General features: G+C 51.4%; 18 protein-coding genes and 1 pseudogene. 15 read left to right on the forward strand and 4 right to left on the reverse strand.

Annotation, left to right across the window (positions count from 1 at the left end; all coding sequences use genetic code 11):
- The first annotated feature begins 87 nt into the window (after positions 1 to 87).
- The 9 genes from mmsA to nikR all read left to right on the forward strand — a co-directional run bounded on the left by mmsA (position 88) and on the right by nikR (position 16,629).
- Complete coding sequence (gene mmsA, locus IEW11_RS05230; protein ID WP_188530197.1) at positions 88 to 1,629, forward strand: multiple monosaccharide ABC transporter ATP-binding protein; 1,542 nt, start codon at positions 88 to 90, stop codon at positions 1,627 to 1,629.
- A complete protein-coding gene (gene mmsB, locus IEW11_RS05235) occupies positions 1,622 to 2,785 on the forward strand; it encodes a multiple monosaccharide ABC transporter permease (RefSeq protein WP_188529701.1) in 1,164 nt (387 codons plus the stop codon). The genes mmsA and mmsB overlap by 8 nt, the downstream gene beginning before the upstream one ends.
- A 282-nt stretch (positions 2,786 to 3,067) precedes the next feature.
- Positions 3,068 to 3,904: a sugar phosphate isomerase/epimerase family protein gene (locus tag IEW11_RS05240; protein ID WP_188529703.1), complete on the forward strand. Its 837-nt coding sequence runs from the start codon at positions 3,068 to 3,070 to the stop codon at positions 3,902 to 3,904.
- Between the two features lie 113 nt (positions 3,905 to 4,017).
- The gene (locus tag IEW11_RS05245) at positions 4,018 to 4,728 is read left to right on the forward strand and encodes a class I SAM-dependent methyltransferase (protein ID WP_188529705.1); all 711 of its coding nucleotides are present in this window, start codon (positions 4,018 to 4,020) and stop codon (positions 4,726 to 4,728) included.
- A gap of 52 nt (positions 4,729 to 4,780) precedes the next feature.
- Positions 4,781 to 5,326 (forward strand): GNAT family N-acetyltransferase, encoded by a 546-nt coding sequence (locus IEW11_RS05250; protein WP_188529707.1) that lies wholly within the window; start codon positions 4,781 to 4,783, stop codon positions 5,324 to 5,326.
- Positions 5,327 to 5,606: 280 nt separating this feature from the next.
- Positions 5,607 to 13,895 carry a glycoside hydrolase family 94 protein gene (locus tag IEW11_RS05255; RefSeq protein WP_188529709.1) on the forward strand — a complete coding sequence of 2,763 codons (8,289 nt, stop codon included), beginning with the start codon at positions 5,607 to 5,609 and terminating at the stop codon, positions 13,893 to 13,895.
- Positions 13,896 to 14,226: 331 nt separating this feature from the next.
- Entirely contained in the window at positions 14,227 to 15,321 is a 1,095-nt protein-coding gene (locus IEW11_RS05260; protein ID WP_188529710.1) for an AbrB family transcriptional regulator, read from the forward strand.
- Between the two features lie 17 nt (positions 15,322 to 15,338).
- Positions 15,339 to 16,127, forward strand: coding sequence for a nucleotidyltransferase domain-containing protein (locus IEW11_RS05265; RefSeq protein ID WP_188530199.1), 789 nt, complete (start codon positions 15,339 to 15,341; stop codon positions 16,125 to 16,127).
- Positions 16,128 to 16,176: 49 nt separating this feature from the next.
- Complete coding sequence (gene nikR / locus IEW11_RS05270; protein ID WP_188529712.1) at positions 16,177 to 16,629, forward strand: nickel-responsive transcriptional regulator NikR; 453 nt, start codon at positions 16,177 to 16,179, stop codon at positions 16,627 to 16,629.
- 181 nt (positions 16,630 to 16,810) lie between these two features.
- Here the strand turns inward: nikR and IEW11_RS05275 are convergent, their stop codons facing one another.
- Positions 16,811 to 17,773, reverse strand: a complete 963-nt coding sequence (locus tag IEW11_RS05275) for an MraY family glycosyltransferase (protein ID WP_373289306.1) — start codon at positions 17,771 to 17,773, stop codon at positions 16,811 to 16,813.
- Positions 17,774 to 17,908: 135 nt separating this feature from the next.
- On the opposite strand from IEW11_RS05275, the pseudogene IEW11_RS24790 reads away from it, so the two are divergent.
- Positions 17,909 to 18,055: pseudogene (locus IEW11_RS24790) on the forward strand (AraC family transcriptional regulator); the annotation flags it as partial.
- A gap of 157 nt (positions 18,056 to 18,212) precedes the next feature.
- Here the strand turns inward: IEW11_RS24790 and IEW11_RS05280 are convergent.
- The 3 genes from IEW11_RS05280 to IEW11_RS05290 all read right to left on the reverse strand — a co-directional run bounded on the left by IEW11_RS05280 (position 18,213) and on the right by IEW11_RS05290 (position 19,513).
- On the reverse strand, positions 18,213 to 18,419 hold the full coding sequence (locus tag IEW11_RS05280; protein WP_188529714.1) for a YrzA family protein: 207 nt from the start codon (positions 18,417 to 18,419) through the stop codon (positions 18,213 to 18,215).
- Between the two features lie 172 nt (positions 18,420 to 18,591).
- Positions 18,592 to 18,810 carry a hypothetical protein gene (locus tag IEW11_RS05285; RefSeq protein WP_188529716.1) on the reverse strand — a complete coding sequence of 73 codons (219 nt, stop codon included), beginning with the start codon at positions 18,808 to 18,810 and terminating at the stop codon, positions 18,592 to 18,594.
- A 31-nt stretch (positions 18,811 to 18,841) separates the two neighbouring features.
- Positions 18,842 to 19,513, reverse strand: a complete 672-nt coding sequence (locus IEW11_RS05290) for a cell wall hydrolase (RefSeq protein ID WP_188529718.1) — start codon at positions 19,511 to 19,513, stop codon at positions 18,842 to 18,844.
- 266 nt (positions 19,514 to 19,779) lie between these two features.
- Between IEW11_RS05290 and IEW11_RS05295 the strand changes: the two genes are divergently transcribed.
- The 5 genes from IEW11_RS05295 to IEW11_RS05315 are packed head-to-tail and all read left to right on the forward strand — an operon-like array spanning position 19,780 to position 24,824.
- A complete protein-coding gene (locus IEW11_RS05295) occupies positions 19,780 to 21,381 on the forward strand; it encodes an ABC transporter substrate-binding protein (RefSeq protein WP_188529720.1) in 1,602 nt (533 codons plus the stop codon).
- 24 nt (positions 21,382 to 21,405) lie between these two features.
- Positions 21,406 to 22,395, forward strand: coding sequence for an ABC transporter permease (locus tag IEW11_RS05300; RefSeq protein WP_188529722.1), 990 nt, complete (start codon positions 21,406 to 21,408; stop codon positions 22,393 to 22,395).
- Entirely contained in the window at positions 22,392 to 23,255 is an 864-nt protein-coding gene (locus IEW11_RS05305) for an ABC transporter permease (RefSeq protein WP_188529724.1), read from the forward strand. The genes IEW11_RS05300 and IEW11_RS05305 overlap by 4 nt, the downstream gene beginning before the upstream one ends.
- Positions 23,256 to 23,302: 47 nt before the next feature.
- A complete protein-coding gene (locus tag IEW11_RS05310; RefSeq protein WP_188529725.1) occupies positions 23,303 to 24,226 on the forward strand; it encodes an ABC transporter ATP-binding protein in 924 nt (307 codons plus the stop codon).
- Complete coding sequence (locus tag IEW11_RS05315; protein WP_188529726.1) at positions 24,216 to 24,824, forward strand: ABC transporter ATP-binding protein; 609 nt, start codon at positions 24,216 to 24,218, stop codon at positions 24,822 to 24,824. Before IEW11_RS05310 ends, IEW11_RS05315 begins: the two co-directional genes overlap by 11 nt.
- Position 24,825 lies beyond the last annotated feature (1 nt).

Consider the following 24,825-nt stretch of genomic DNA (forward strand, 5'->3'; position numbering starts at 1 on the left):
ACCAATGTGAAGATTTAAATGATTTAGTGATGGCCAAGCGACCGTCACTAAATCATTTATTATATTGTGAAGCTAGAGGTGAGCATGATGACCGACATCCTATTGGAAATGAAGGATATTACCAAGACGTTCCCGGGCGTTAAGGCGCTAAACGGTGTCAACCTGAAGGTAAAGAAGGGCGAGATCCACGCTTTAGTCGGTGAGAATGGAGCCGGAAAATCCACATTGATGAAAGTTTTGAGCGGTGTTTACCCGCATGGAAGCTACACGGGGGACATCTTGTATAAAGGGAAAGTATGCGAATTTAAAGACATCAAACAAAGCGAAGGCTTAGGGATTGTTATCATTCATCAGGAGCTGGCTTTGATTCCTTATTTATCGATTGCGGAAAATATCTTTCTGGGTAATGAGCAGGCCAAGAGCGGCATCATTAACTGGAATGACACGATAATGAAAACGAAGACGCTGCTCAATAAAGTAGGCTTGCTGGAAGCCCCCAACACCTTGATCACGAACATCGGTGTCGGTAAACAGCAGCTCGTAGAAATTGCTAAAGCACTGGCCAAGGAAGTAGAGCTGCTAATCCTGGATGAGCCGACAGCGGCCCTGAACGAAGATGACAGTGAAAATCTGCTGCAGCTGCTGCTCGAATTCAAACGGCAAGGCATATCATCGATTCTTATCTCCCATAAATTGAATGAAATTTCGAAGGTAGCCGATGCGCTGACGGTCATTCGGGACGGCCAGACGATCGAGACGCTGGACATGAAGAAGGATCAAGTCACAGAGGATCGGATTATTAAAGGCATGGTCGGCCGGGACCTGACCAACCGCTATCCTAAGCGGGAGCCGAACATCGGTGAAATCTTCATTGAAGTGAAGAACTGGAATGTCTATCATCCGCTGCATTCCGAACGCAAGGTGATTGATGATGTGAATATCCATATTCGTAAAGGTGAGATCGTAGGGATCGCCGGTTTGATGGGTGCAGGCCGCACGGAGCTTGCGATGAGCATATTCGGACAATCGTACGGCAAGAAAATCTCAGGCAAGCTGGTGAAGGACGGCAAGGAAATTTCATTGACGGATATCAATAAAGCGATTGATAACGGGGTTGCCTATGTAACGGAAGACCGGAAGCATTACGGCTTGATCCTGATGGACGATATTAAACGGAACATTACGCTCGCGAGCTTAAATAAAATTTCGAGAAATATGGTTGTCGATGAAAATCAAGAAGTAATAGAAGCGGAATCGTTCCGTAAGAAGTTAAAAATCAAAACGCCGAGCATTTTGCAGAAAACAGGAAACTTAAGCGGCGGAAATCAACAAAAGGTCGTTCTCAGCAAATGGATTTTCTCGGAACCGGATCTGCTTATGCTGGATGAGCCGACGCGTGGAATCGATGTCGGAGCCAAATACGAGATCTACAGCATCATCAATCAATTGGCTTCGGAAGGGAAAGGGATCCTCTTCATCTCCTCCGAGCTTCCGGAAATTTTAGGCATGTGCGACCGGATTTATGTCATGAATGAGGGCCGGATCACCGGTGAAGTTAATGGTAAAGAAGCGACACAAGAGAAACTGATGAAATTTATGACCAGAACGGGAGGGTCCCAACATGGCTGACTTGTCAAAAATGTTTAGAGCGAATATCCGTCAATACGGGATGCTCGTTGCACTGATTCTTATTATGTTACTTTTTCAGGTGTTGACGGACGGCATACTGCTCAAACCGCTCAACGTAACAAACCTGATCCTGCAGAACAGCTATATTCTGGTGCTTGCGATCGGGATGGTGCTTGTTATCATCACCGGGCATATCGACTTATCCGTCGGTTCGGTGGCGGCGTTTGTCGGCGCGATCTCGGCCATTCTTATGGTCGATATGCAGATGTCGCCATGGATCGCGGTACCGATCTCACTGGCAGTAGGCGCTTTAATCGGAGCATGGCAGGGCTTTTGGATTGCTTATGTGAAGATTCCATCATTTATCGTTACCCTGGCAGGCATGCTGTTGTTCCGGGGAGCGACGATGATTGTTCTCGAGGGACAATCGATCTCTCCATTCCCATCCGGCTTCCAGAAAATAAGCACAGGCTTCCTGCCTGATTTTCTGGGCGGAGCGACGATGCATAATGCAACATTAGCGCTCGGCGTCGTGTTATCCGTTATTCTCATCTTTAGTGAGCTGCGCAATCGCAGAATACAGAAGAAATATGAATTTGAAGTGATGCCGATAGGTTTCCTTATCGCCAAGCTGGCGGCGATGATCGCGGTACTCAATGCGTTCACGTACATCTTGGCTAATTATGAAGGCATTCCGAACATTCTGATCATCTTGTTTGTCCTTGTTATTGTCTACACGTTTGTTATGAAAAAGACGGTTATGGGCCGCCATATCTACGCACTTGGCGGAAATGAAAAAGCGGCTGGCTTGTCCGGCGTAAAAACAAAACGCGTAACGTTTTGGGTATTCGTCAACATGGGTGTGCTTGCAGCGCTCTCCGGGTTGATCTATGCGGCAAGATTGGGCGCGGCGACACCGAAGGCCGGCAACCTGTTCGAGCTTGACGCGATCGCAGCCTGCTTCATCGGCGGCGCATCAGCCTACGGCGGAGTCGGTACCGTTATCGGTGCGATCATCGGCGGTCTCGTGATGGGTGTCATGAATAACGGGATGTCGCTGGTCGGCCTCGGCATCGACTGGCAGCAAGGAATTAAGGGACTCGTGCTGCTGCTGGCGGTAGGGTTTGATATCTATAACAAAAATAAATCTTCCTAGGATGAGGGGGCAGTCCCATAAGTCATCGATGATGACGATGGGATAGCCCCCTTTCTCTTAAAAGCTTTGGTTGTACCGCATTCACTGCGCAGTCGAATGTTCTTCCGATCGCTGTTGTTCCCAAAGCTTTCAGGTTAGAGCCATGCAGAGATGATTCATGCCTCCCTCGGGCGTTTATAAAGAACATAACTTTAGTAAAGGAGATTGGCTGCCATTCAGGCGGTCACTCGAGTTTATGTGAACAACCAAAGCCACATTCAACCCCGGCAGGGAGGCGGCAGAATGATGATTTCACTTAATAGCTGGTCATTGGAAAAAATGATGGGACCGCTGCGGATGACGGAATGGAACGAAGGCAGCAGAGAGCATGTGCTGCAAGTTGAAGTCTATCCGGAGGAGATTACGCTTGATGAGCTTTTGATAAAGCTTGAAGCAGAGCGCTACAGCGGGCTGGAGCTTAGTTATGCCCAGCTGCATAAGACCTCAAAAGAGGAGCTGAGCAGGCTGCGAAACAACTCGCAAGCGGCCGGCGTGGAGTTAACTTCATTACTGCTCGACTACGGTGATCTCTCGACTACGGATCCACTGCGTACGAAGGCAGATATCGCCTGGCTCAGAAAGTGGATTGAAATTGCTGCACAGGCTGGCTTTCGTCGTGTGCGAATCGGAGCGGGAGAGTCGCCGCCGGATGATCTGGCTGCGCTTATCCGTGCGTCAGAGGGTCTGATGAAGGTGTATGAATACACCGCTGAAGCCGGCATTCAACTCGTTACGGAGAACCTCGGGCAGCTGCTGTCTAATGCGGATAACTGCTTGAGACTGCTCGAGCTTTGTCAAGGAAAAGTCGGATTTACCTGCGATTTCGGCAATTTTAAGCAGGACAAATATAATCAGCTTGCGCGCGTGCTCCCTTATGCCGATACGGTTCATGCGAAAGCGGAAGTGGACAGCCAGGGAATGATCAATACGGAAGATTTCCGCCGTTGTCTGGAGCTTTGCAAGGAGGCAGGCTTGGAAGGTCCTTATTCTTTGACATATCTCGGCAGCGGCGATCCATGGGAGAAGCTTAGTGAAATGAGGTCCATGATGGACGGCGTACTGGCTTCAACGGAGCGATAAGCGCGATGGCATTCAAGCTATGGAAACGCGGAATAACATGAATCGTATGGAGAAAAGCAAGTATCTTTTCCGTAAGAGATTCGTAAAAAAAATTTTGGATTGGAGGAGATGTCATGAATGCATCGCGATTACAGCGGATCCGCAAGGAGGAGCGCAAATACCACGAACAATGCTTTGAAAATGTTAAATTATATCAAAAGGGCACATGGCTGCATGAACCCGTAGATTTGGTCATGGATCACTTTGATTATTTACAGACCGACAAGCCGCTCTCTATTCTCGATTTGGGCTGCGGCGTCGGTCGTCATAGCATACCTTTAGCCGACAAGGTACGGGTGACAGGCGGGTATGTGCAATGTGTTGATCTGCTTGAAAAGGCACTGGAAAAGCTGAATCAATACAGCCGGCGTTACGGTGTTGATGATGCGATCCGCACGGAGCAAGGCGATATCAGCGACTATCAAATTCAAGAGAATAGCTATGACTACATTGTTGCAGGCTCAAGCCTTGAACACGTCCGTTCGGAGGATCTCTTGCAGAAGGTTCTTCAAAGGATGGCGAAAGGGACGAGAGAGAAGGGAATAAACTGTATTCTTATGAATACCAATATTAAAGAATTCAATAAGAAGGATGGAACCGAACGCGAAACGCTTTTCGAGGTCATCCTGGACAAAGAGAAGGCTTTATCGGCATTTCGCCGGGAATACAAGGGATGGAAGGAGCTTCATGTCGGTGAAGAACCGCTTGAGCTGGAGATTAACCGGGATAAAGAGCCTGTCATTCTAAAGGCGGTAAGTTTATCTTACATTGTTCAAAAGCCATGAAAGGATTTATAATGGAGATCTAAGATCGTTACTTGAGAGGTGTGTGAGCATAATGATCTCGATCAACCATAATGGCTATCAGATTAAATTATTAGATGGAGCGGTTGCGGACAAGCCTGTATTTCGGAATTTACTGCAGCTCTACCGGTACGATACAAGTGAATTCAATGGCAAAGACCCGGACAAACACGGGATATTCGATTATAAATATCTGGATCATTATTGGACAGAGCACGGAAGAGCGGAAGAAGGCCGCATCCCGATTCTCATTCAGATCAACGATCTGCTGGCTGGCTTTGCGCTAATTAATAACTTCAGCCTGGTTGTTCCCAGAACGTTGGAAACCCGCCATCTCGCCGAGTTTTTCATTATGCGCAAATGGCGCCGCCGCCAGATCGGGAAGGCCATCGTAACTGAAATTTTTGATAATTATCAAGGCCACTGGGAAATAAGGCAGGAGCGCGAGAACGTGAATGCGCAGCAGTTTTGGAGAAATGTCATTCATGAATACACCAACGGCGGGTATCAGGAAATCGATCAGCAAGACGAGCGCTGGAATGGTCCGATTCAGTCGTTTAATAATAACGGAAGACTATAAGCCTATAAGAATAGTAGAATTACCATAAGACTTGTGCTCAATCGCGCAGGTCTTTTTTGTTTTGCCGGTCAATTCGCCACATTCGCGTAATGGCCGCCACGGACACTTAGATATGTAATGGATCAACTTTCCATTTTTAACGGTCATAGGCGCACGTAGCGGGTAACATTTGAATGCCATGCTGCTCTTTTTTTCTAAAAACTCATAATTTCCTCCCTTTATGGACATGTTTAAACTGTTACGGTTTTCCAAACACATTTCCATTACCTGGGGGAAAATGATGATTTTAAATAGAGAACAGCTCAGGCAACATGCGCACAAGTTTGCGCTTACCCACGACCCTTATATAAGAAGAAAGCCGTCTAAGCATTGGTGGGGCAGGATGGATGCCGATGTCCAACGATTACGAGCTTTCGTAAGCGAGCTGCGGGCGGAGCGTTCGGCTTGCGCGCAGCCTGCGGAAGAATGGCTTCTCGATCATGCGGAGTTTATCGAAGAGCAAGTGTTGGTTGTGTTCCAGCAATCCTCGACCGATTTCTTGCGAAAGCTGCCGCATTTGCATAAGACCGGTGAAGCCAGGGTGCTGGCGATTTGCAGTGATTATCTTGATCATATGGACGGCAGCCTGGACGAGTACTCATTTATGTCTTACATCGAATCCTATCAGGAAGTATCCGTCCTGACGATTGCCGAGGTATGGGCAATTCCGCTTATGATGCGTATGGCCCTGATCGACAAATTGGCAGGTACGATGGATGTGGTTCAGGAGCGCCGGCAGCTGTGCGGTACCGTCGAACGATTATTGAAAGGGATTGAACCGTCCAGCCTGTCGCCGGAGCGGCTGAACAAGTCTCTCGAAGGGGCCGGAGTGGAGATGCCGCTCTCCGGGCCGTTAATTGCCCATTTGACCAAGCATCTGCGCGAGTGGTCTGAGGATACGGCAGAGGTGCGTGATTGGCTCATCTGCAAATTGGAGAACGGGGCAGAGAGTCTTGACAGGATCGTCTCCTATGAATATCAGCTTCAAGCGTCGTTTCATCTGACAACCGGCAATCTCATCGGAAGTTTGAGATTTTTGTCGCGTTTGGATTGGAATGAATTGTTTGAACGGATCAATATCGTTGAACAAACGCTGCGTGAAGAAACGTCAGGCGATTATAAGCTGCTGGATTTCTCAAGCCGTGATTCACTGCGCAAACGGGTCGAGCAGCTTGCAGGACGACTGCGGGTTCCGGAAAATCTAATCGCGGTCCAGGCGGTGGAGCTGGCTGCGCAAGCCTACGAGAAGACATGGGGAGAATTGGGCGACCTTGCCCAAGCCGACCACAGACAGATGCCGAGACAAGCTTTTGTCGCCTACTATTTGCTAGATCCCGTTGGCGTTAACGACCTGCGGCGCGCACTTACCGCGTGCAGCGCTCCGAGGGCAATGCCGGAGGCGGGGATACTGCGGCGCGCTACAGGTACGTATTTCAATTTGATTGCCGTCGCATTTGTACTCTTTCTGACAGGATTTGCTTTATGGACAGGTACCGGGGAAGGGCTGCTTCCGCTGGAATGGATGCTGGCTCTGCTCGTGCTGGCCCCGCTTGCCATGGAATGGGCGATCGCGGGGGCGCATTGGCTGATCGAATGTGTGAAACGTCCGCTGCCGCTGCTCCGCTATGATTTCTCCCGGCAAGTTCCGGCTGAAGCAGCTTCCATGGTTGTCATTCCTGTGATCTGGTCGACCGTTGAACAAGTCAGAGAAATGGTGGAGAAGCTGGAGCTTCATTACTTGGCTAACCGCGATGCGAATATTCATTTTGCTCTGCTCAGTGATTTCACTGACGCCAAGGAAGAAAAGCAGGCCAAAGACCAAGGCATTATCGACGCGGCAAGAGCGGGTATCGAGGCGCTGAATAAAGCGTACCCCGGCAGTACGTTTCATCTGTTTCAACGGCGCCGTTTATGGAATCCTTCCGAGGGTGTCTGGATGGGATGGGAGCGCAAGCGCGGTAAATTAGTGGAATTCGTGGAGCTGCTGAAGGGAAGCAGGGAAACAACTTATAATGCCATTGCCTCAGACTCGTCGATATTGTCGTCGATTCGTTACGTCATTACGCTTGATGCCGACACGCAGCTGCCTCTGGGCAGTGCGCAGCGGATGATCGGAACGCTGCACCTGCCTTACAATCATCCGAGATTAAATGATACCAAGACACGGGTTGTCGAAGGTTATGGCGTGCTGCAGCCCCGTATTGGCATGAGCCATGAGTCGGCTCTGCGTTCACGGCTGGCTTATTTGTGGTCTTCTGATCCAGGCGTTGATCCCTATGCTTTCGCGGTTTCCGATCCTTATCAGGATGGAGTGGGGCAGGGGATTTTCACCGGGAAGGGAATATTCGATGTGGATACGTTTCATCAGGTGTTGTGTGATCGTATTCCCGATAACCGCGTGCTCAGCCATGACTTGCTAGAAGGCGGTTTTTTGCGTGCGGGACTGCTGTCGGATATTGAATTGATCGATGGTCACCCAGCTACTTTCAGTGCCTATCAGAAACGATTGCACCGCTGGGTACGCGGCGATTGGCAGCTGCTCTTATGGCTGCTGCCCCGCGTAGAGGATCGGCGGGGAGCACGCGCGCCGGTTGATTTAACCCCGTTATCCCGTTGGCAAATCATCGATAATATGAGGCGCAGCCTGCTTCCTCCGGTGCTGTTTGCGATCGCGCTGCTGGCCATGATCGGACTTCCCGGCTCGCCGGGTGTTTGGCTGACGCTTGTGCTGGCAACCTTGTTACTGCCGGTGATCCGCCAATTGATATCGCTGCGGCAGGTTATTCGGTATCCCAAGAGCTTGCTCGTTACGCTTGGACAAGCAGCCGTTACCTTGATCACTCTTCCTTTCCAGTGTGTACTGCTAATTAGTGCAATCTTCACAACGGTGAATCGTTTGCTTTTCACCAAGCGCAGATTGCTGGAGTGGGTCAGCTCGGCCGAGATCGAACGCCACAGCCAAAGCGGCAGCCAGCCTGCATTGACTGGTATGCTGGCCGGATATGCCTTGATTTTGATTTTTGCAGGGGCGGCGTTCCGGCATGGTGAGATTTCAGTGCAATTCACCGGTTTGATTCTCAGTGCGCTGTGGGCCTGCGCACCGTTTGTTATTCGCTGGCTGGACCAACCGGTAGACCAGCCTGTGCCGTCGATATCCGAGGCGGAGGCGACTGAGCTGCGGACATTATCCCGGCAAATCTGGCTGTTCTTTGAGGACTATGTGACGGAGCATGAACACTGGCTGCCGCCTGATAATGTGCAGATCGAGCCCCCGAACGGCATTGCGCACCGGACCTCGCCTACGAACATCGGGCTGTATCTGGCCTGTGCGCTGGCCGCAAGGGATTTTGAGTTCATTACGACCGCAGAATTGATCGAACGCTTGGAGCGGACGGTGGATACGATTGAACGGCTCGATAAATGGGAAGGGCATCTGTATAACTGGTACGACACCTCAACACTGAATACACTGTTTCCTTTATATGTATCAACCGTGGACTCCGGTAACTTTGTTGCGTGTCTGCTGACGGTTAAAGAAGGGTTGACCGAGTGGCTTGCTGCGGATCTTATGCCGCAGCGCCATCCGGATGAGGGCCTGGATACGAGACAAGCGCTGAATGTCGCATTCGCTGAAGAGCTGACGCCTGTTATGAAGAAAGACAAAATAACGGCGGTGGAGCGGACGAGGTCGGGAAGGAATGATGACAATGAATGGACTGAACGGGGTAACCGTTTATTAACGCGTTTGGAGGCTTTAGTCGAAGGGACGAATTTCCGGCCGCTTTACGATGAGAAGTCGAAGCTGTTTACTTTAGGCTACCATGCCGGAGAAGGCAGGCGTGATCAGGTGCTCTATGATCTGATGGCATCTGAGGCCAGGCAGGCCAGCTTCGTGGCGATCGCTATGGGCCAGGTGTCGGTGGCGCACTGGAACATGCTCGGGCGAACGATGACGAAAGCCGGCAAACGGACCGCCCTGCTGTCATGGTCGGGTACGATGTTTGAATATCTGATGCCTCACCTTCTGATGAAATCCTATCGAAATACGCTTTGGGACAGCACCTATCAGGCGGTTGTGCAGCGGCAGATTGAATATGCCGAGCAGCGGGGAGTTCCGTTTGGCATATCGGAGTCGGGATATTACGCTTACGATTTCCAAATGAACTATCAATACCGGGCATTCGGGGTTCCCGGCCTCGGATTCAAGCGCGGCTTGGAGGAGGATCTGGTGGTGGCGCCTTATGCGACGGTGCTTGCGCTGCCATTTGCCAAAGACAAAGCGCTTGAGACACTGCGCAGGATGGAAAAGCTTGGCGGACGCGGTAAATACGGCTACTACGAGGCGATTGATTTTACACCGGACCGCATGCCCAAAGATAAAGAACATATGACGATCCAAAGCTTTATGGCCCATCATCAAGGAATGAGCCTGCTTACGCTTTCCAACCTGCTGCTCCCGCAAACGATGCAGGGCAGATTCCACCGGGATAAACGAGTGCGTGCTGCAGAGCTGCTGCTGCAGGAGCGGGTTCCTGTAAAGCCAAAAGTCATTCAACATCCTGCAATGACGCGGGTGCATTCGCCTGCGGCAAAATCGGCTGAAGAGACGGCTGTCCGCGAGTATCCAAATGCCGATACAAGAACGCCGGAGGTATGCGTGCTTTCCAATGGCGCTTTTTCAACAGTTATAACGGCAAGCGGCGGGGGATTCAGCCGGTATGGCGATGTGGCTGTCTCGCGTTGGCGGGAGGATCCGGTAACGGATCATTGGGGCAGCTTCCTTTATATTCGGGATGTCGCGGCAGATAAGGTATGGTCTCCATCGTATCAACCATGCCGGGTGCCTTCCGCGGAGCAGCGGATTCAATTCGGGTTGGACAAAGCCTTGTTCATGCGTATGGATGGCGAGATACAGACAAAGCTTGAAATTACGGTATCGCCGGAATCGAACGCCGAGATACGGCGGTTAACGCTTACGAACACAGGCAAAGAAACGAAAATCATCGAGGTTACCACTTTTCTGGAGGTTGCTCTGGCACACCCGATTGCGGACGATGCGCATCCTGCTTTCAGCAAGCTGTTCATTAATACGGAATACGCGGAGCAGGAGGAATGTATTGTTGCGAGGCGTCGTCCGCGCGATGAAAAGGAGCAGACCTTATGCGCCGCCCACTCTTTAATGGTGGAGGGGCATGCTTTGGGGCCGGTGGAATTTGAGACTGACCGGACCCGGTTTGTCGGGCGCGGACATTCGTTGTCCGATCCCAGGGGCCTTCGCTCTCGCTTGACCGGAACGTGCGGCTCGGTCGCCGATCCTGCGTTTATCATTCGGCGACGTATAAACATAGAACCCGGGCAAAACATTCGATTGTATGCCGTCACCGCTGTCGCGGACACGAAGGAAGAGGCCGTTAACACTGTCCAGCGCTACAGGACGGAGCAAGTCGTGGAGCGGTCTTTCCAGCTTGCTTGGACACGCGGAAATATCGAGCTGAGGCATCTGCAGCTGATGCCGTCCGAAGCGATGTCGTTTCAATCCTTTGCAGGCCAGATCCTGTACACGCCGCCGCTTCGCAAGGAACGCGCGGACCGGATCAGGGATAATACAAAGGGGCAGTCCGGCCTGTGGGCTTATGGCGTATCCGGCGATCGGCCGATCATTCTTGTGCGGATTGATAACCAAACCCATATGGGGTTCATCGTAAAACTGCTGTACGGCCATGAATATTTGCGTCGTGCCGGACTTGCATTCGATCTCATCATCTTGAACGAATCGGCGGGCGGCTATCAGCAGGATCTGCAGGATGCGTTAATGCGTGCGGTCAGGCAGGATGTGGATCGGCATGGGGCGGAACCTGCAGGCATCGCGGTTATTCCTGCCAATCAGTTGCCGGAAGAGGATCGAACCTTATTAATTGCGGCTGCGCGCGTACAGCTGCGGGCGAACGGTCCTAGTCTGAAGGCGCAAATGAAACTGCTTCGCGGAGCGGCCGAGCTGCCGCCTGAGCTTGTTCCGACCGCGTTAAAAGATCGATTCGGCAGCGCAGAGGCCCGGCAGCATGAGGATACTTCCGACCTTCTCTTTTTCAACGGCTGGGGAGGATTCGTGCCGGAGCAGAATGGACAAGCGTACCGGATCGTTATCAAGAACAGGAATCATCTGCCGGCACCCTGGATTAATGTGCTGGCGAATGAGAAGTTCGGCTGTCTTGTCTCGGAGCTGGGTACGGGATACTCTTGGTGGCGCAACAGCCGCGAGTGCAAGTTAACGCCCTGGTCTAATGATCCTGTGCTTGATCCGCCGGCTGAGAAGGGTTATTTACGGGATGAAGAGAGCGGCGAGCTGTGGTCCTTGACGCCGTCCGAAGCATCCTCGGTTATGCCGTACAGCGCAACGCACAGCCACGGATATTCGCGCTTTTGCCATGAACGAAATGGCATTTCACACGATTTGACCGTATTTGTACCGCTGGCTGAGCCGGTTAAAGTGATGCTGTTGAGGCTGCGCAATCGAACATCGGTTCAAAGAAGGCTATCCATTACGTATTATGCGGAATGGGTGCTAGGTGTCAAACGCCAGACGAATGCTTCCTTTATCGTAACGGAGTGGGATGAGGCGGCTTGTGCTCTGCTGGCCCGTAACACTTATCAGGAGACGTTCCGTGATGCCCATGCATTTGTAAGTGTGTACGGGGAGGATGGTTCGACAGACGATAGTGACGCATTGTCCTGGACAGCCGACCGGAGCGAATTTATCGGACGTAACGGTACGATCGAACGGCCTGCGGCGATGAGCCGCCAGTATTTGTCGGGACAGACAGGAACGCTCTATGATTCGTGCGGCGCGGTACAGGCTAAAATGGTATTGGATCCGGGCGAGGAGCGTATCGTGCCGATTGTGCTGGGCTGCGAGCATTCTCGCGAGGCTGCCGCTGCGCTTGCGCGCAAGTACAGCCAGCCTGCGGTATGCGAACAGTCTTTGGCCGAGGTGCGGCAATTCTGGGAGCGCACGCTGGGGCAGACGAAGGTATCTACACCTAACAAGGAAATGGATATCATGCTGAACGGCTGGCTGCTTTATCAGTCGCTTGCCTGCCGAATGTGGGCGCGTTCCGCTTTCTATCAAGCGGGGGGTGCATATGGTTATCGAGACCAACTGCAGGATTCCTTATCCATGCTGCACACCCGGCCTGATCTGACCCGTTCCCAGATCAAGCTGCATGCCGCTCATCAATATGAAGAAGGGGATGTACAGCACTGGTGGCATGAAGAGACAAAACGCGGAATTCGTACCCATTTCTCCGACGATTTGCTGTGGCTGCCTTATGCGGTATCCAGATATATTGTCCATACAGGGGATGACAGCATATTAGGGGAGACGGAGCCGTTTCTTCGCAGTGAACTGCTGAAAGAGGGAGAGCATGAGCGATATGAGGAAACCGTGTTATCTCCAAAGAGCGGGACAGTGCTCGAGCATTGCTTGCGGGCGATTGACCGGGCACTGCAGCGGATTGGCGAGCACGGCTTGCCGCTCATCGGAATTGGAGATTGGAACGACGGCATGAACCATGTCGGTTCCAAAGGGCGCGGCGAGAGCGTGTGGCTCGGATGGTTCATTATTGAAGTGCTGAAACGGTTTGAAGCGATATGCAGGGAGCATGATCTGGCTAAGAAGGCTGATCACTACGAAGCAGTCAGGGCAAAGCTGACCGCAGCGCTGGATACGCATGCATGGGATGGCCAATGGTACCGCAGGGCCTTCACGGATCATGGCGAGTGGCTGGGTACGATTCGCGGCGAGGAATGCCGGATCGATGCGATCGCCCAGTCGTGGTCAGTAATCTCGGGAGGAGCGCCGATGGACAAAGCGATGCAGGCGATGCAGTCATTCGACCGCGAGCTGGTGGACCGGGATCTGAGGCTTGTCCGCCTGTTAACCCCGCCGTTCTTCAATACGAAGCCGAGCCCCGGTTACATTCAAGGTTATCCGCCGGGTATTCGCGAGAACGGTGCGCAGTATACTCACGGTGTCATCTGGAGTATCGTCGCCTGGTGCCGCCTCGGCAAGGGGGACAAAGCATTCGAGCTGTTCCATCTGTTAAATCCAATCACGCATGCGCTGACTTCCAATGAGGTACGGCAATATACAGGCGAGCCGTACGTAATGGCGGCGGATATTTACACCGCTGATCCGCATCGGGGACATGCGGGATGGACCTGGTACACCGGAGCCGCAGGCTGGATGTATCAGGCAGGTGTGGAATGGATTCTCGGCATTACGCGCCAAGGAGCGCGGCTGCATCTATGCCCGTGCATTCCTTCCGAGTGGCCGGAATATTCCGTCAGCTACCGCTTTGACACATCGCATTACCATATCACGATCAGCAATCCATCCCGCAAATCGTCAGGAGCAAGCGCGCTTCAGGTGGATGGAAGGGATACGGCGATTGTGAAGGATGACGGGCAGCAAGGGCTCTACGTGGATTTGCTGGACGATGGGAAGGAACACCGGATCGTACTTACGATGTAGGCGGATGATGGAAAACACCCGTCAAGCGATGGTGGTATGCCTAGGCAGATCCAATCGCGTTACGGATGAAAAACATCATAAACAAAAGCGATAGCGGGTTACAGAGGTAGAATTGCACAATGGGCCGTCATGGAAGTGAACTGTTCCGCAAAATATATCACTTATAGGTTCAGGGCGGAAGCGCAGCAATGTGTGAAGCTGACTAGAAGTGACCAACTTTGGCGGCAAAGTTCGTTCTTTCCATGGCGGTTTTTTTCGACCGTGACAAAGTCTCGGCTCTTTTGGTAAAGTTAGTGATGACTAACATTTCCAACTGAGGGAGCAAGAATCTGTGAATTATAACAAGTTTATTCTTACATTCTTGATCGGACTGGCGGGGGGCGGTTTGTTTCATGCGGCGCATTTGCCGCTTCCTTGGATATTGGGCCCGGCTTTTGCCGCCATGGTCTTAAATGCGCTGCGTCCAGGAACCATTGAGTGGCCGGATTGGATTGGATATGCGGGCATTGTTGTGGTCGCCTACCTGTTAGGGCAATCAATGACGTTGGAGACAGTGATCATGATGCTTCACGATCTCCCATGGATGCTCACGGCCGCTGCTCTGTGGGTTGCAGTGTGTCTGCTTGTGGGATGGGGGTTTGCCAGAGCTGCCCGCATTGATATCGCAACCGCCATGCTCGGCTGCGTGCCGGGCGGATTAACGCAGATGGTACTGATCGCTGACCATTTCAAGCAGGCCGATCCGGGAACGGTCGCAATCATGCAGACTTCCCGCTTGATCGTCGTGTTGTATACGGTGCCGTTCCTTGCGACCTGGATAGCGGCGCCGGCGGAGGCGATGCAAGCGGCAGCGGCCGCCAGCGCGGGGGCCGGCAGCATCTTAAACGAAGCGGCCGCAAGTCAATGGCCGCCGTTCCTGGGCTGGCTGCTTATGCCGCTTGTTCCCTTATCCGCTTGGATAACGCGCCGTTTGGGCTTGCCGGCAGGGGAATTTCTCGGGCCCGTGCTTGTTGTCGGGGCACTTGCAATAATGGGTAACCCTTGGCCTGATGTACCGGGTCCGCTGCTTGCAGCGGCACAGCTGCTCATCGGCATTTTTATCGGTAAACGGGTTCAATTGCGGATGATATGGATCAACAAACGGCTCGGTCCGCTATCCTTGGCTACAGCGTGCTTACTTGTAGCGATAACTGCCGGCGCGTCATGGTTGATCTCGACGTGGACCGTTCCAACGATCGTCACTTGGTTTCTTGCGCTTGCTCCCGGCGGTTTAGGAGAAGTGGCAGTAACGGCTCTTCTGCTTGGCGCGGATGTCTCCCAGGTGACGGCCTACCAGCTGACCCGGCTTTTCTTTGTGCTTCTTGTTGCTCCGCCCATTGTGCGGCTGGCAATCGGCAGGCTGACGCGGCTGTCTTCATCCGGTTAAATGAAGCGGGAGGTTATATTGTGAATATCAACGAACAAATCATAAAAGAGCTTCAAAGGATCGAACAGCAGGAGCAAGTCCGTATTCTGTACGCCTGCGAATCGGGCAGCAGGGCGTGGGGATTCCCGTCGCAGGACAGCGATTATGACGTTCGCTTCATCTATGTAAGGCCAGTGGATTGGTACCTGTCCATCTTTGACAAACGCGATGTCATAGAGCGGCCGATCAGCGACATGCTCGATATAAACGGCTGGGATCTGCGCAAGGCGCTGAACCTGTTCCGCAGGTCGAACCCGCCGCTGCTGGAGTGGCTGTCATCTCCGATTGTCTATCTGGAGAAGTACAGCGTGGCCGAACGTATACGCGCAATTTCGCCGTTTACCTTTTCCCCGAAGTCGTGTATGTTTCACTATTTGAATATGGCCAAAGGCAATTACCGTGAGTATTTGCAAGGGGAGCAGGTGAAAATCAAGAAATATTTCTACGTGCTGCGGCCGATTCTGGCCTGTGCATGGATCGAGCAGAAAGGCACGATGCCGCCAATGGAATTTGATGAGCTGGTTGCACAGCTAATTCCTGAAGGCAGTTCCTTGAAAAGTTCGATCCGGCGCCTATTGGAGCGAAAGAAGGCAGGGGAGGAGCTTGATTACGAGCCGCGGATTGAGCCGATTAATCAGTTCCTGGAGCAGCAGATCGCGCATTTCGAAAAGACCGCTGTTCAATTGGCTGCAAATGGAGGCGGATTGGATAAGCAATTGGATGAGCTGTTTCGTGAGGCACTAGCGGAAGTTTTCAATTCCGAATAACTGTGTTACACTTTCTGTAATATGAAACAAACCAAGTTAGGTGGTTCCGATGGCAGATAAAGAAGAGTTGACCAGGTTTGGCGTGTCCTTCCCGGCTCCGTTGATCGAGCAATTCGATCAATATATTATCGAGCAGGGCTATACGAACCGTTCTGAAGCGATCCGGGATCTCGCCCGCAGAGCGCTGCTTGAGCCGTCGGGGATGCACTCGGAACAATTTGTCGCGGGGACCGTGGTCATGGTTTACGATCATCATGTCAGCGAGCTGCCGCAGCTGCTGATGGAGCTTCAGCATCGTTTTCACCACGACATAATCTCGAATATGCATGTTCATTTAAATCATAATCAATGCCTCGAGGTCATCGTTGTCAGGGGTAAGCTGAACCGCCTCCGGATGCTGCACCAGCAGATTCAGGTACAAAAAGGGGTGCTGTATGCCGAGCTTTCCGTTACTTACGCCGATGAAAAGGACACGGGCATGAACGGACATCATCATGATTAATACCGGAATCGTAGCATTCCTTAATTAAATCACTAACGCCTCACTGTATCCGGACACCAGATATAGTGAGGCGTTTTTTCTTATGATTGGCTGGTTTTAACAGCTTATAGGCTGCTCGAACCAGCACAAGGGCTTTGTCCTCAATCTGAAACTGCCTGGAGGCTTCTCTCGGCAGTTTTCATCATATTTCAGCGATGAGCAGTAATATGATCGATGACAAGCATAGGCACGTACTTACTAAATAAAGAACCATAACAGCTTGTTTATGATTAAGGCCCGCGCGAAGCAGACGATAATGCGCTTGGCTTGCATCGGCTTGATAGATGGATTTCCCCTGCAGGAAACGTTTGATGACAACGAACAGATTATCAAAAATCGGCACGCCAAGAGCCAGAATCGGAATAAAGAGCGACAATACGGTGGCTTGTTTGAAGGCGCCGTCTAACGCTATAACCGCTAAAATAAAACCGAGGAAAGTAGCCCCTGCATCTCCCATGAAAATTTTGGCAGGCGGTTTATTATAACGTAAGTAAGCGATCGAGACACCAACCAGTATAATAGCCATAATGGCTGAGTTGGGCTGTCCTTTGGTGAGTGCAACGATAAACAAAGTGACCGCAGAGATCGCGGTAATTCCTCCGGCAAGTCCATCCATGCCGTCTGTAAAGTTAATAACGGTGGTAACGCCGAAAATCCACAATATCGTTAAGATAAATTGCAGCCAGACCGGTAGCCATACATAATCGCCGGTAAAAGGGTTGTAAAAACCGGTGAACGCGATCCCGGAAGCATAGACGATGACGGCTGCCGATACCTGTACGACAAGCTTGGGAAGAGCCGGAAAATCTTTTCCTTTTGTTTTATACCAATCATCGATCGTACCGATAATCAGCAGCAAAACCCCACCCGCAAAAAGAGCTGCTGTCTGCAAGTTGAATTCTCGTGTTACGAGCAAATAGGCTGCAAAAAAACCAATGAAGATGACATAGCTTGCTGTCAAAGGAATCGGTTCACGATGAATTTTGCGTTCCGTGTCTTTCCGGGGCTTGTCCACAAAATCCAATCGAAATGCGAGCTTCCCAAATGGGGGAATTAAGAGATAGACTACGAGAAACGATACCACAAATGCTAAAACGTATAAAATGTCTCTCACCACCAAAAAAGATTATGCACACAAAAATAATGTCGATTAATAACAATACGATAATCATAGCAAAAAAGATCAAAAAGCTTCATTAGAATTTCGTTATATTTTTAATGAGAGGAGGGTCAAACATGCGTACTTTTATCCGGACAGGGGAGTGTTTGGATGGATCAGTTTTCATTTGTGGAGGTGGATGAATCGGTTGCATCGACAAACTTGGAAATTCATGAGGAGCTTCTGGATGAACCGATTAATCTGTCATTCGAGGATAAAATAGGGTAACGGATGGCAACTAGCGAGGGAAAGGGGAATACACGAAAACGGATAGAGGGGCAGCCGTAACAAATAGAGGCTTAGTCAATCAATGACCAAGCCTCTGCTTTGGTTATCATCATAGTGATGTGCTGATCTTAGCATGTGCGGCAGCCTGTTTTGTCATTTATTTTGCTTTGAAGTGTACAACCGCGCTGTACAGCATTTTGTTCGCGTTCGGGTCAAATACCGCGTTATGGCTGATCGAGAAAACATCCAACAGCAGCGCTTTGTTATTTTCGATCTGAATGTTTATTTTTTGTTCCAATGTTATCAGATCATATGCCTCGAAAAACTCGATTTTGTTCTCGATTCTGCTCAGTGAAAAACTCATTTGTCATCGTCTCCTCGTTCAACGCTTGTGCAATTATTTTAGTATAGACTGCCGGCACTTCACAACTATTTATCCATTTACCGGTTCGTTTTGAAGCACAAAGAAAAATGACGTGTCAAACTGTAATCAGTTTGCACGTCATTTTTATGGCCACTTTGTGAAACAGCAGTCATCAAACGCCAGGCATGTTTTCTTCATTTACTCCAAGAATCTCTTCGATTGACCTTGTTTTGACGATATTCATCGCGAGTATGCCCAACTCTTCATAGCTCATCGAGTTTAGTCTACTCTTGATGGCGTTTGAAACGGTCTCTTTTCCAGTAACTTCTTGGATGATTTCTATTACCGCCTCCACTCTAGCCTCCAGTTGGTGTTTGTTGACAACTCTCATGTTTTTTCTCCCATTCTATATGTTACTTTACTTACATCGTAAACTGATGATTGCCGATTTTTTTTGTCACGGGACGAGATTTGAACCAACTCGATTTGGAAATTTTCGGGTTGTAGAAAAACAATGCATTATTTGTCGGGTCCGTTCCTTGTAGTGCGGCTCTTGCTGCCTTGACCGCCGTTGGAGACGGCGCTTTTTTATATTGGCCATTCCTCACGACGGAGAATGCATTCGGCTGGTAGATGACTCCCTTTAATGTTTTCGGAAATTGCGGAGATTTCATCCGGTTCATGATTACCGCACCAACCGCCACTTGGCCTTTATAGCTTTCGCCTTTTGCTTCGGCATGAATGATTCGGGCCAGCAAGGAAAGCTCTGTGTTCGAAACTTTGTTCGAAGCTCTGGTTTTAATCGCTGCTTTGTTATTGATCTTCGACCATGTGTGCGGTCCTACTAGACCATTAGTTACAATCCTGTTTTTTTTCTGGAATCGTTGGACTGCGTTTCGGGTTGCCTTACCGTATTGCGAGTCTACTGCTAATTTGTAATAACCAAGTGTTTTCAGCCTTTGCTGCAATATTTTAACTTCCGACCCCTCACTGCCTATTCTTAAGATAGAGGATGATCTGGCATCGGCATTATTATGTTCGACGGCTACGACAATTAATAAGAGTAACGCGACTAAGCTTAAAAGCCTGTACATGATGAATGAATCCCTCCGTTTGTTGGTGTTTTTTGGAACGACGTCATCGACAGTCTTGATTCTAGCACAGCACTTTGTGAGAATTAACAATCCTAAACGTTTTATAATCTTCTTAAAATTTTCTCATCACCCCCTGATTTTATTTTTTGTCAGTATTTTCTATAAAATGAGTGATCATTTTTAGATGATGTGTTACCATAAATATAAATAGTAACACGATTATGCGGTGCTGTTAGCATGATCAGACATTAGGAGGTTTTCTTGCGATGAAGCGCAAATGGCAGTTCATTGGTACAGCAATTATTGCAGCTTCCATTTTACTGACAGGCTGTGTCTCAGACTCGGACAATGCAACAGGAGCCAGCAGCAGTAAAGATGAGCTCGTGCTCGCGGTCGGGGCGGAGCCTGAAGCAGGCTTCGATCCGACAACCGGCTGGGGACGTTATGGATCGCCGCTGTTCCAAAGCACATTATTTAAACGCGATAACGAATTGAGGCCGGTAGGCGATCTGGCTACCGGTTACGAGGTGAGCGATGACGGAAAACTCTGGACCGTCAAGCTTCGCGATGATGCGAAATTTTCCGACGGGGAGCCATTAACCGCGGCAGATGTTCAGTTCACTTTTAAAACAGCGGCCGCAGGCGGAAGCGTGGTGGACTTGATGAATATGGCTCGTGTTGAGGCAGATGGCGAGTACACTGTTAAGTTTTCGTTGAAGCAGCCGCAATCCACGTTTATCAGCTTGCTGGTTACGACCGGCATTGTGCCGGAGCATGCCTATTCTGATGATTACGCACAGCAGCCGGTCGGTTCGGGACCATACAAACTTATTCAGTGGGATAAAGGGCAGCAGTTAATCGTTGAGGCGAATGAAGACTACTACGGCGCGAAACCTTATTTCAAGAAAATCACCTTTCTGTTCTTGAGCGAGGACGCCGCTTTTGCGTCTGCTAAAGCAGGGGCGGTTGATGTCGCTTATATTCCGGCCTCATTTAATAAGCAATCTGTGGATGGCATGCGGCTGGAGGCCGTAAAAACCGTGGATAATCGCGGCATTCTGTTTCCGTATGTTCCTTCGGGGCTGCAGACGGAAGAGGGCTATCCAATCGGTAACGATGTTACAGCGGATCTGGCAATCCGGAAAGCGGTCAACGCCGCGCTCGACCGGGAAGCGTTAGTAGAGGGTATATTAGAAGGTTTCGGTTCACCCGCATATTCCGTTAACGACGGTCTCCCTTGGTGGAATCCCGATTCTGTGATTCCAGACGGCAATCCAGAGGAAGCGAAGCGAATCCTCGCGGATGCCGGCTGGAGCGATACGGACGGCAACGGCATCGTGGAGAAAAATGGATTGCAGGCCCGTTTTTCGCTTCAGTATCCATCCGGTGATATGACCCGCCAATCGCTCGCACTGGCTGCAGCGGACATGATTAAGCCGATTGGCATCCAGATCGATGTGGAAGGAAAAAGCTGGGACGATCTATCTGCTTCGATGTACGCCAATGCGGTGCTGTTCGGCTGGGGAAGCCATGATCCGCTGGAAATGTATAATCTATACAGCAGCAGCTATCAAGGCGAGGATTTTTATAATGTAGGCCGCTACAGCAGCAAGACGGTGGACGAATGGATGAATAAAGCACTGCAGGCAAAGAGCGAGGAAGAGGCTTTGGAATACTGGAAAAAAGCCCAATGGGACGGCACGACAGGCTTAAGTGCCAGAGGAGACTCGCCATGGGCATGGCTTGTGAACATCGATCATTTGTATTTGGTTAAGGACAAGCTTGATATCGGAAATCAGCGTATTCATCCGCACGGCCACGGGTGGCCTGTTACGGACAATATCGAAGAGTGGAAATGGATCGAATAGGCGAAATGAAATGAGGCATCTGACATGATTCGCAAGCTGTTGGCATTTTTGGGCTTTAAGGCGGTGCGGTTGGCATCACTGATGTTTGCCATTAGTTTAATATCGTTCATGCTGGTCCAAAACTCGCCCATCGACCCTGTCCAAGCTTATGTCGGCGCCGATGCGGTGAGGGTAAGCCCGGAGCAGAGAGCGCAGATTGCGGCCTACTGGGGACTTGAGAAGCCTCCTCTGGAACGGTTCGTCATATGGAGCTCGGCCCTGCTGCAGGGCGATATGGGTACTTCGATGATCTACCGCCAGCCGGTAGAGGAAGTTATCGGGGAGAGATTTTTGAATTCTGCCGCGCTTATGGGCGTGTCATGGCTGTTGTCAGGCATAATTGGCTTTATCGCAGGGGTAGTGGCGGCAATGAAGAAGGATACCTGGATCGATCGTTGCATCCAATGGTACTGTTATACGTTGGCTTCGACACCGGCGTTTTGGCTGGGCCTGCTGCTGCTCATGATTTTTGCCGTTTGGCTGGGATGGTTCCCGGTAGGACTCGGGGTACCGGCCGGGGTACTGGCCGATGAAGTGACGATGGCTGACCGGATCCGGCATTTAATCCTGCCGGCCCTGACGCTCAGTGTAGTCGGCATTTCGAATATTGCGCTTCATACAAGGCAAAAGCTGGTCGATGTGCTGGAGAGCGATTATGTGCTGTTTGCCAGGGCAAGGGGAGAAACGGGATTCCGATTGTTCTGGCGGCACGGCCTGCGCAATATTGCATTGCCGGCTGTGTCCCTGCAGTTCGCTTCGTTCAGCGAACTGTTTGGCGGCGCTGTACTGGCAGAGCAGGTGTTTTCCTATCCCGGCCTGGGACAAGCGGCAGTGGATGCGGGCTTACGCGGCGATGTGCCGCTGCTGCTTGGCATCGTCCTGTTCAGCGCCTTGTTTGTATTCACGGGCAATTTAATCGCGGATTTGCTGTACCGGTTCATTGATCCGAGAATCCGGAAGGCGGGTGTAAGATGAGCGCTCATCAAGCCGGCCAATGGCCAAGCGCCGCGCCCCGCCCGCAAATCAATCGCAGGCGGCGGACATTGACGGTGATCGTATGCACAGCGGCTTTTATTATCGCTGCTTGGCTCGGTGGTTATCTGGTCAACCTGGAGAAGCTTGCCACGAATCTTCAATCGCGTAATCATGCTCCGTCACTGCAATATCTGTTCGGAACGGATTGGCTGGGCAGGGATATGTTCACACGAACGGTCAAAGGCCTTGGCTTGAGCATCCAGGTTGGACTGCTTGCCTCGGTATCGAGCGGTGTAATCGCCGTTATGCTCGGTCTTTTAGCTTCAATGGGAAAAATCGCCGACCGTATAGTGTCATGGTTAATCGATGCATTCCTAAGTGTGCCGCATCTGGTCTCGCTGATTCTGCTCGCCTTTGTGATGGGCGGAGGCATGAAAGGCGTGGTAATCGGCATTGCGCTCACACACTGGCCAAGCCTGGCGCGCATTATCCGTGCGGAGGTCATGCAGCTGAAATCGGCAAAGTATGTGCAAATTTCCCGCCGTATGGGCAGGTCAAGCTGGTGGATTGCGACAAGGCATATGGTGCCGCATTTGCTTCCGCAGCTGTTCGTGGGCGTGCTGCTTATGTTCCCGCATGCGATTCTTCACGAGGCAGCCATTTCGTTCATCGGATTGGGGTTGTCGCCGCATCAGCCCGCGATCGGCATTATTCTTTCCGAATCCATGCGATATTTATCGATGGGGATGTGGTGGCTGGCATTTTTTCCGGGGCTGTGCCTGCTCCTTGTCGTAAGGTCATTTGATGTGCTGGGTGAACGCCTTCGCGGGCTTGTCGATCCCCGCCGGTCCAGGGAATAGATGTCAGTGCATTGCCTGATGGAACAAAGAGAAGGGGGGGAAGTCTCATGTGCAAGCTAGAAGTTGAAAATTTGTCCGTCTCATTTTCCCATTATGACAGAGGCCTTAGGCAGCAGATGGTTGAGGTCATCCACGGGCTAAGCCTATCGATCAAGGCAGGCCAGATCGTGGCGGTTGTCGGATCCAGCGGCTCGGGCAAGAGCCTGCTAGCGCATGCAATTATGGGAATCCTTCCCGGTAATGCGGTAATGGCCGGCCGCATCTGTTATGGCGGGGAGACATTGAATGCGCAGAGACAGGCAACGCTGCGGGGCAAAGAAATGGCTTTGGTCCCCCAGTCGGTCAATTATCTTGATCCGCTGATGCGGGTCGGACAGCAGGTGCGTATACCGGGAGCGGATCAGGTACAGGCAGCACAGCAAAGAAACCTGTTCGAGCGTTATGGCTTGGAACCGGGAGTAGAACAGCTCTATCCGTTCCAGCTATCCGGAGGCATGGCCAGAAGAGTGCTGCTCTCTACAGCGACGTTGAGCGGCGCCAGCTTGATTATCGCCGATGAACCGACGCCGGGGCTTCATCATGAGGCTGCGCGCGAAACGCTGCTTCACTTCAGGGAGCTGGCCGATGAAGGACGCTCCATTCTATTGATTACGCATGATATTGAATCCGCGCTTACAGTGGCAGATAAAGTGGCCGTGTTTTACGCCGGAACAACAGTAGAAATCGCCGCAGCAGAAGATTTCGCAGGTCATGGCGAGCGGCTTCGGCATCCATACAGCAGAGCGCTGTGGAATGCGCTGCCGCAAAATCAATTCCAGCCGATTCCGGGCGCTCAACCGCTTCCCGGCCAGCTGCCGGACGGCTGCGTATTTGCCCCGAGATGCCCTGCAGCATCTGCAGAATGCTCCGAAATCAAACCGGATATGCGGAAGCTGCGCGGCGGCATGGTGAGGTGTATTCATGCGTCTTGAAGCAAAAAAACTGGGATATCGTTATGCAAACGATGCATGGCTGTTCCGGAAGTTTGATCTGAGCCTGCAGCAGGGGGAGACGGTCGGCCTCGTCGGACCAAGCGGCAGAGGCAAGACGACGCTCGCCCGGATCCTTGCCGGTTATGATACCCCGCTGGAAGGCACGGTAATGCTGGATGGCCAGCCGCTGCCAAAGCGCGGTTATCATCCAGTGCAATTGGTATTCCAGCATCCAGAGGAAGCGGTGAATCCCCGCTGGCGAATAGGACGCATCCTGAATGAGGGCGGGCAGCCGGATCCTTTCTTGCTGCAGGAGCTGGGCATTGATCAGGGGTGGCTGGAGCGGTGGCCGGGGGAGCTCAGCGGCGGGGAATTGCAGCGGTTTTGCGTGGCCAGGGCGTTGGGTCCGCAAACCCGTTTTCTCATTGCAGACGAGATGACAACGATGCTCGACGCGGTCAGTCAGGCGCAGGTCTGGCATAGTGTGCTTGCTATCGCCAAACAGCGTAATCTCGGCCTGCTCGTCATCAGCCATGAACCAAGCTTGATTCGGAGGCTCTGCGACCGGGTGATTGAATGGGAAAGCCTTGTTCATTAGC

Origin of the sequence: Paenibacillus abyssi, assembly GCF_014640295.1 — a bacterium.
GTDB lineage: Bacteria > Bacillota > Bacilli > Paenibacillales > Paenibacillaceae > Paenibacillus_D > Paenibacillus_D abyssi.

Coding starts and splice junctions, on each gene's coding strand:
- IEW11_RS05315 (WP_188529726.1), top strand. CDS start 24,216: ATGCGTCTTGAAGCAAAAAAACTGGGATATCGTTATGCAAACGATGCA.
- IEW11_RS05245 (WP_188529705.1), top strand. CDS start 4,018: ATGAATGCATCGCGATTACAGCGGATCCGCAAGGAGGAGCGCAAATAC.
- nikR (WP_188529712.1), top strand. CDS start 16,177: ATGGCAGATAAAGAAGAGTTGACCAGGTTTGGCGTGTCCTTCCCGGCT.
- IEW11_RS05295 (WP_188529720.1), top strand. CDS start 19,780: ATGAAGCGCAAATGGCAGTTCATTGGTACAGCAATTATTGCAGCTTCC.
- IEW11_RS05290 (WP_188529718.1), bottom strand. CDS start 19,513: ATGTACAGGCTTTTAAGCTTAGTCGCGTTACTCTTATTAATTGTCGTA.
- IEW11_RS05300 (WP_188529722.1), top strand. CDS start 21,406: ATGATTCGCAAGCTGTTGGCATTTTTGGGCTTTAAGGCGGTGCGGTTG.
- IEW11_RS05310 (WP_188529725.1), top strand. CDS start 23,303: ATGTGCAAGCTAGAAGTTGAAAATTTGTCCGTCTCATTTTCCCATTAT.
- IEW11_RS05280 (WP_188529714.1), bottom strand. CDS start 18,419: ATGAGTTTTTCACTGAGCAGAATCGAGAACAAAATCGAGTTTTTCGAG.
- IEW11_RS05240 (WP_188529703.1), top strand. CDS start 3,068: ATGATGATTTCACTTAATAGCTGGTCATTGGAAAAAATGATGGGACCG.
- mmsB (WP_188529701.1), top strand. CDS start 1,622: ATGGCTGACTTGTCAAAAATGTTTAGAGCGAATATCCGTCAATACGGG.
- IEW11_RS05305 (WP_188529724.1), top strand. CDS start 22,392: ATGAGCGCTCATCAAGCCGGCCAATGGCCAAGCGCCGCGCCCCGCCCG.
- mmsA (WP_188530197.1), top strand. CDS start 88: ATGACCGACATCCTATTGGAAATGAAGGATATTACCAAGACGTTCCCG.
- IEW11_RS05250 (WP_188529707.1), top strand. CDS start 4,781: ATGATCTCGATCAACCATAATGGCTATCAGATTAAATTATTAGATGGA.
- IEW11_RS05285 (WP_188529716.1), bottom strand. CDS start 18,810: ATGAGAGTTGTCAACAAACACCAACTGGAGGCTAGAGTGGAGGCGGTA.
- IEW11_RS05255 (WP_188529709.1), top strand. CDS start 5,607: ATGATTTTAAATAGAGAACAGCTCAGGCAACATGCGCACAAGTTTGCG.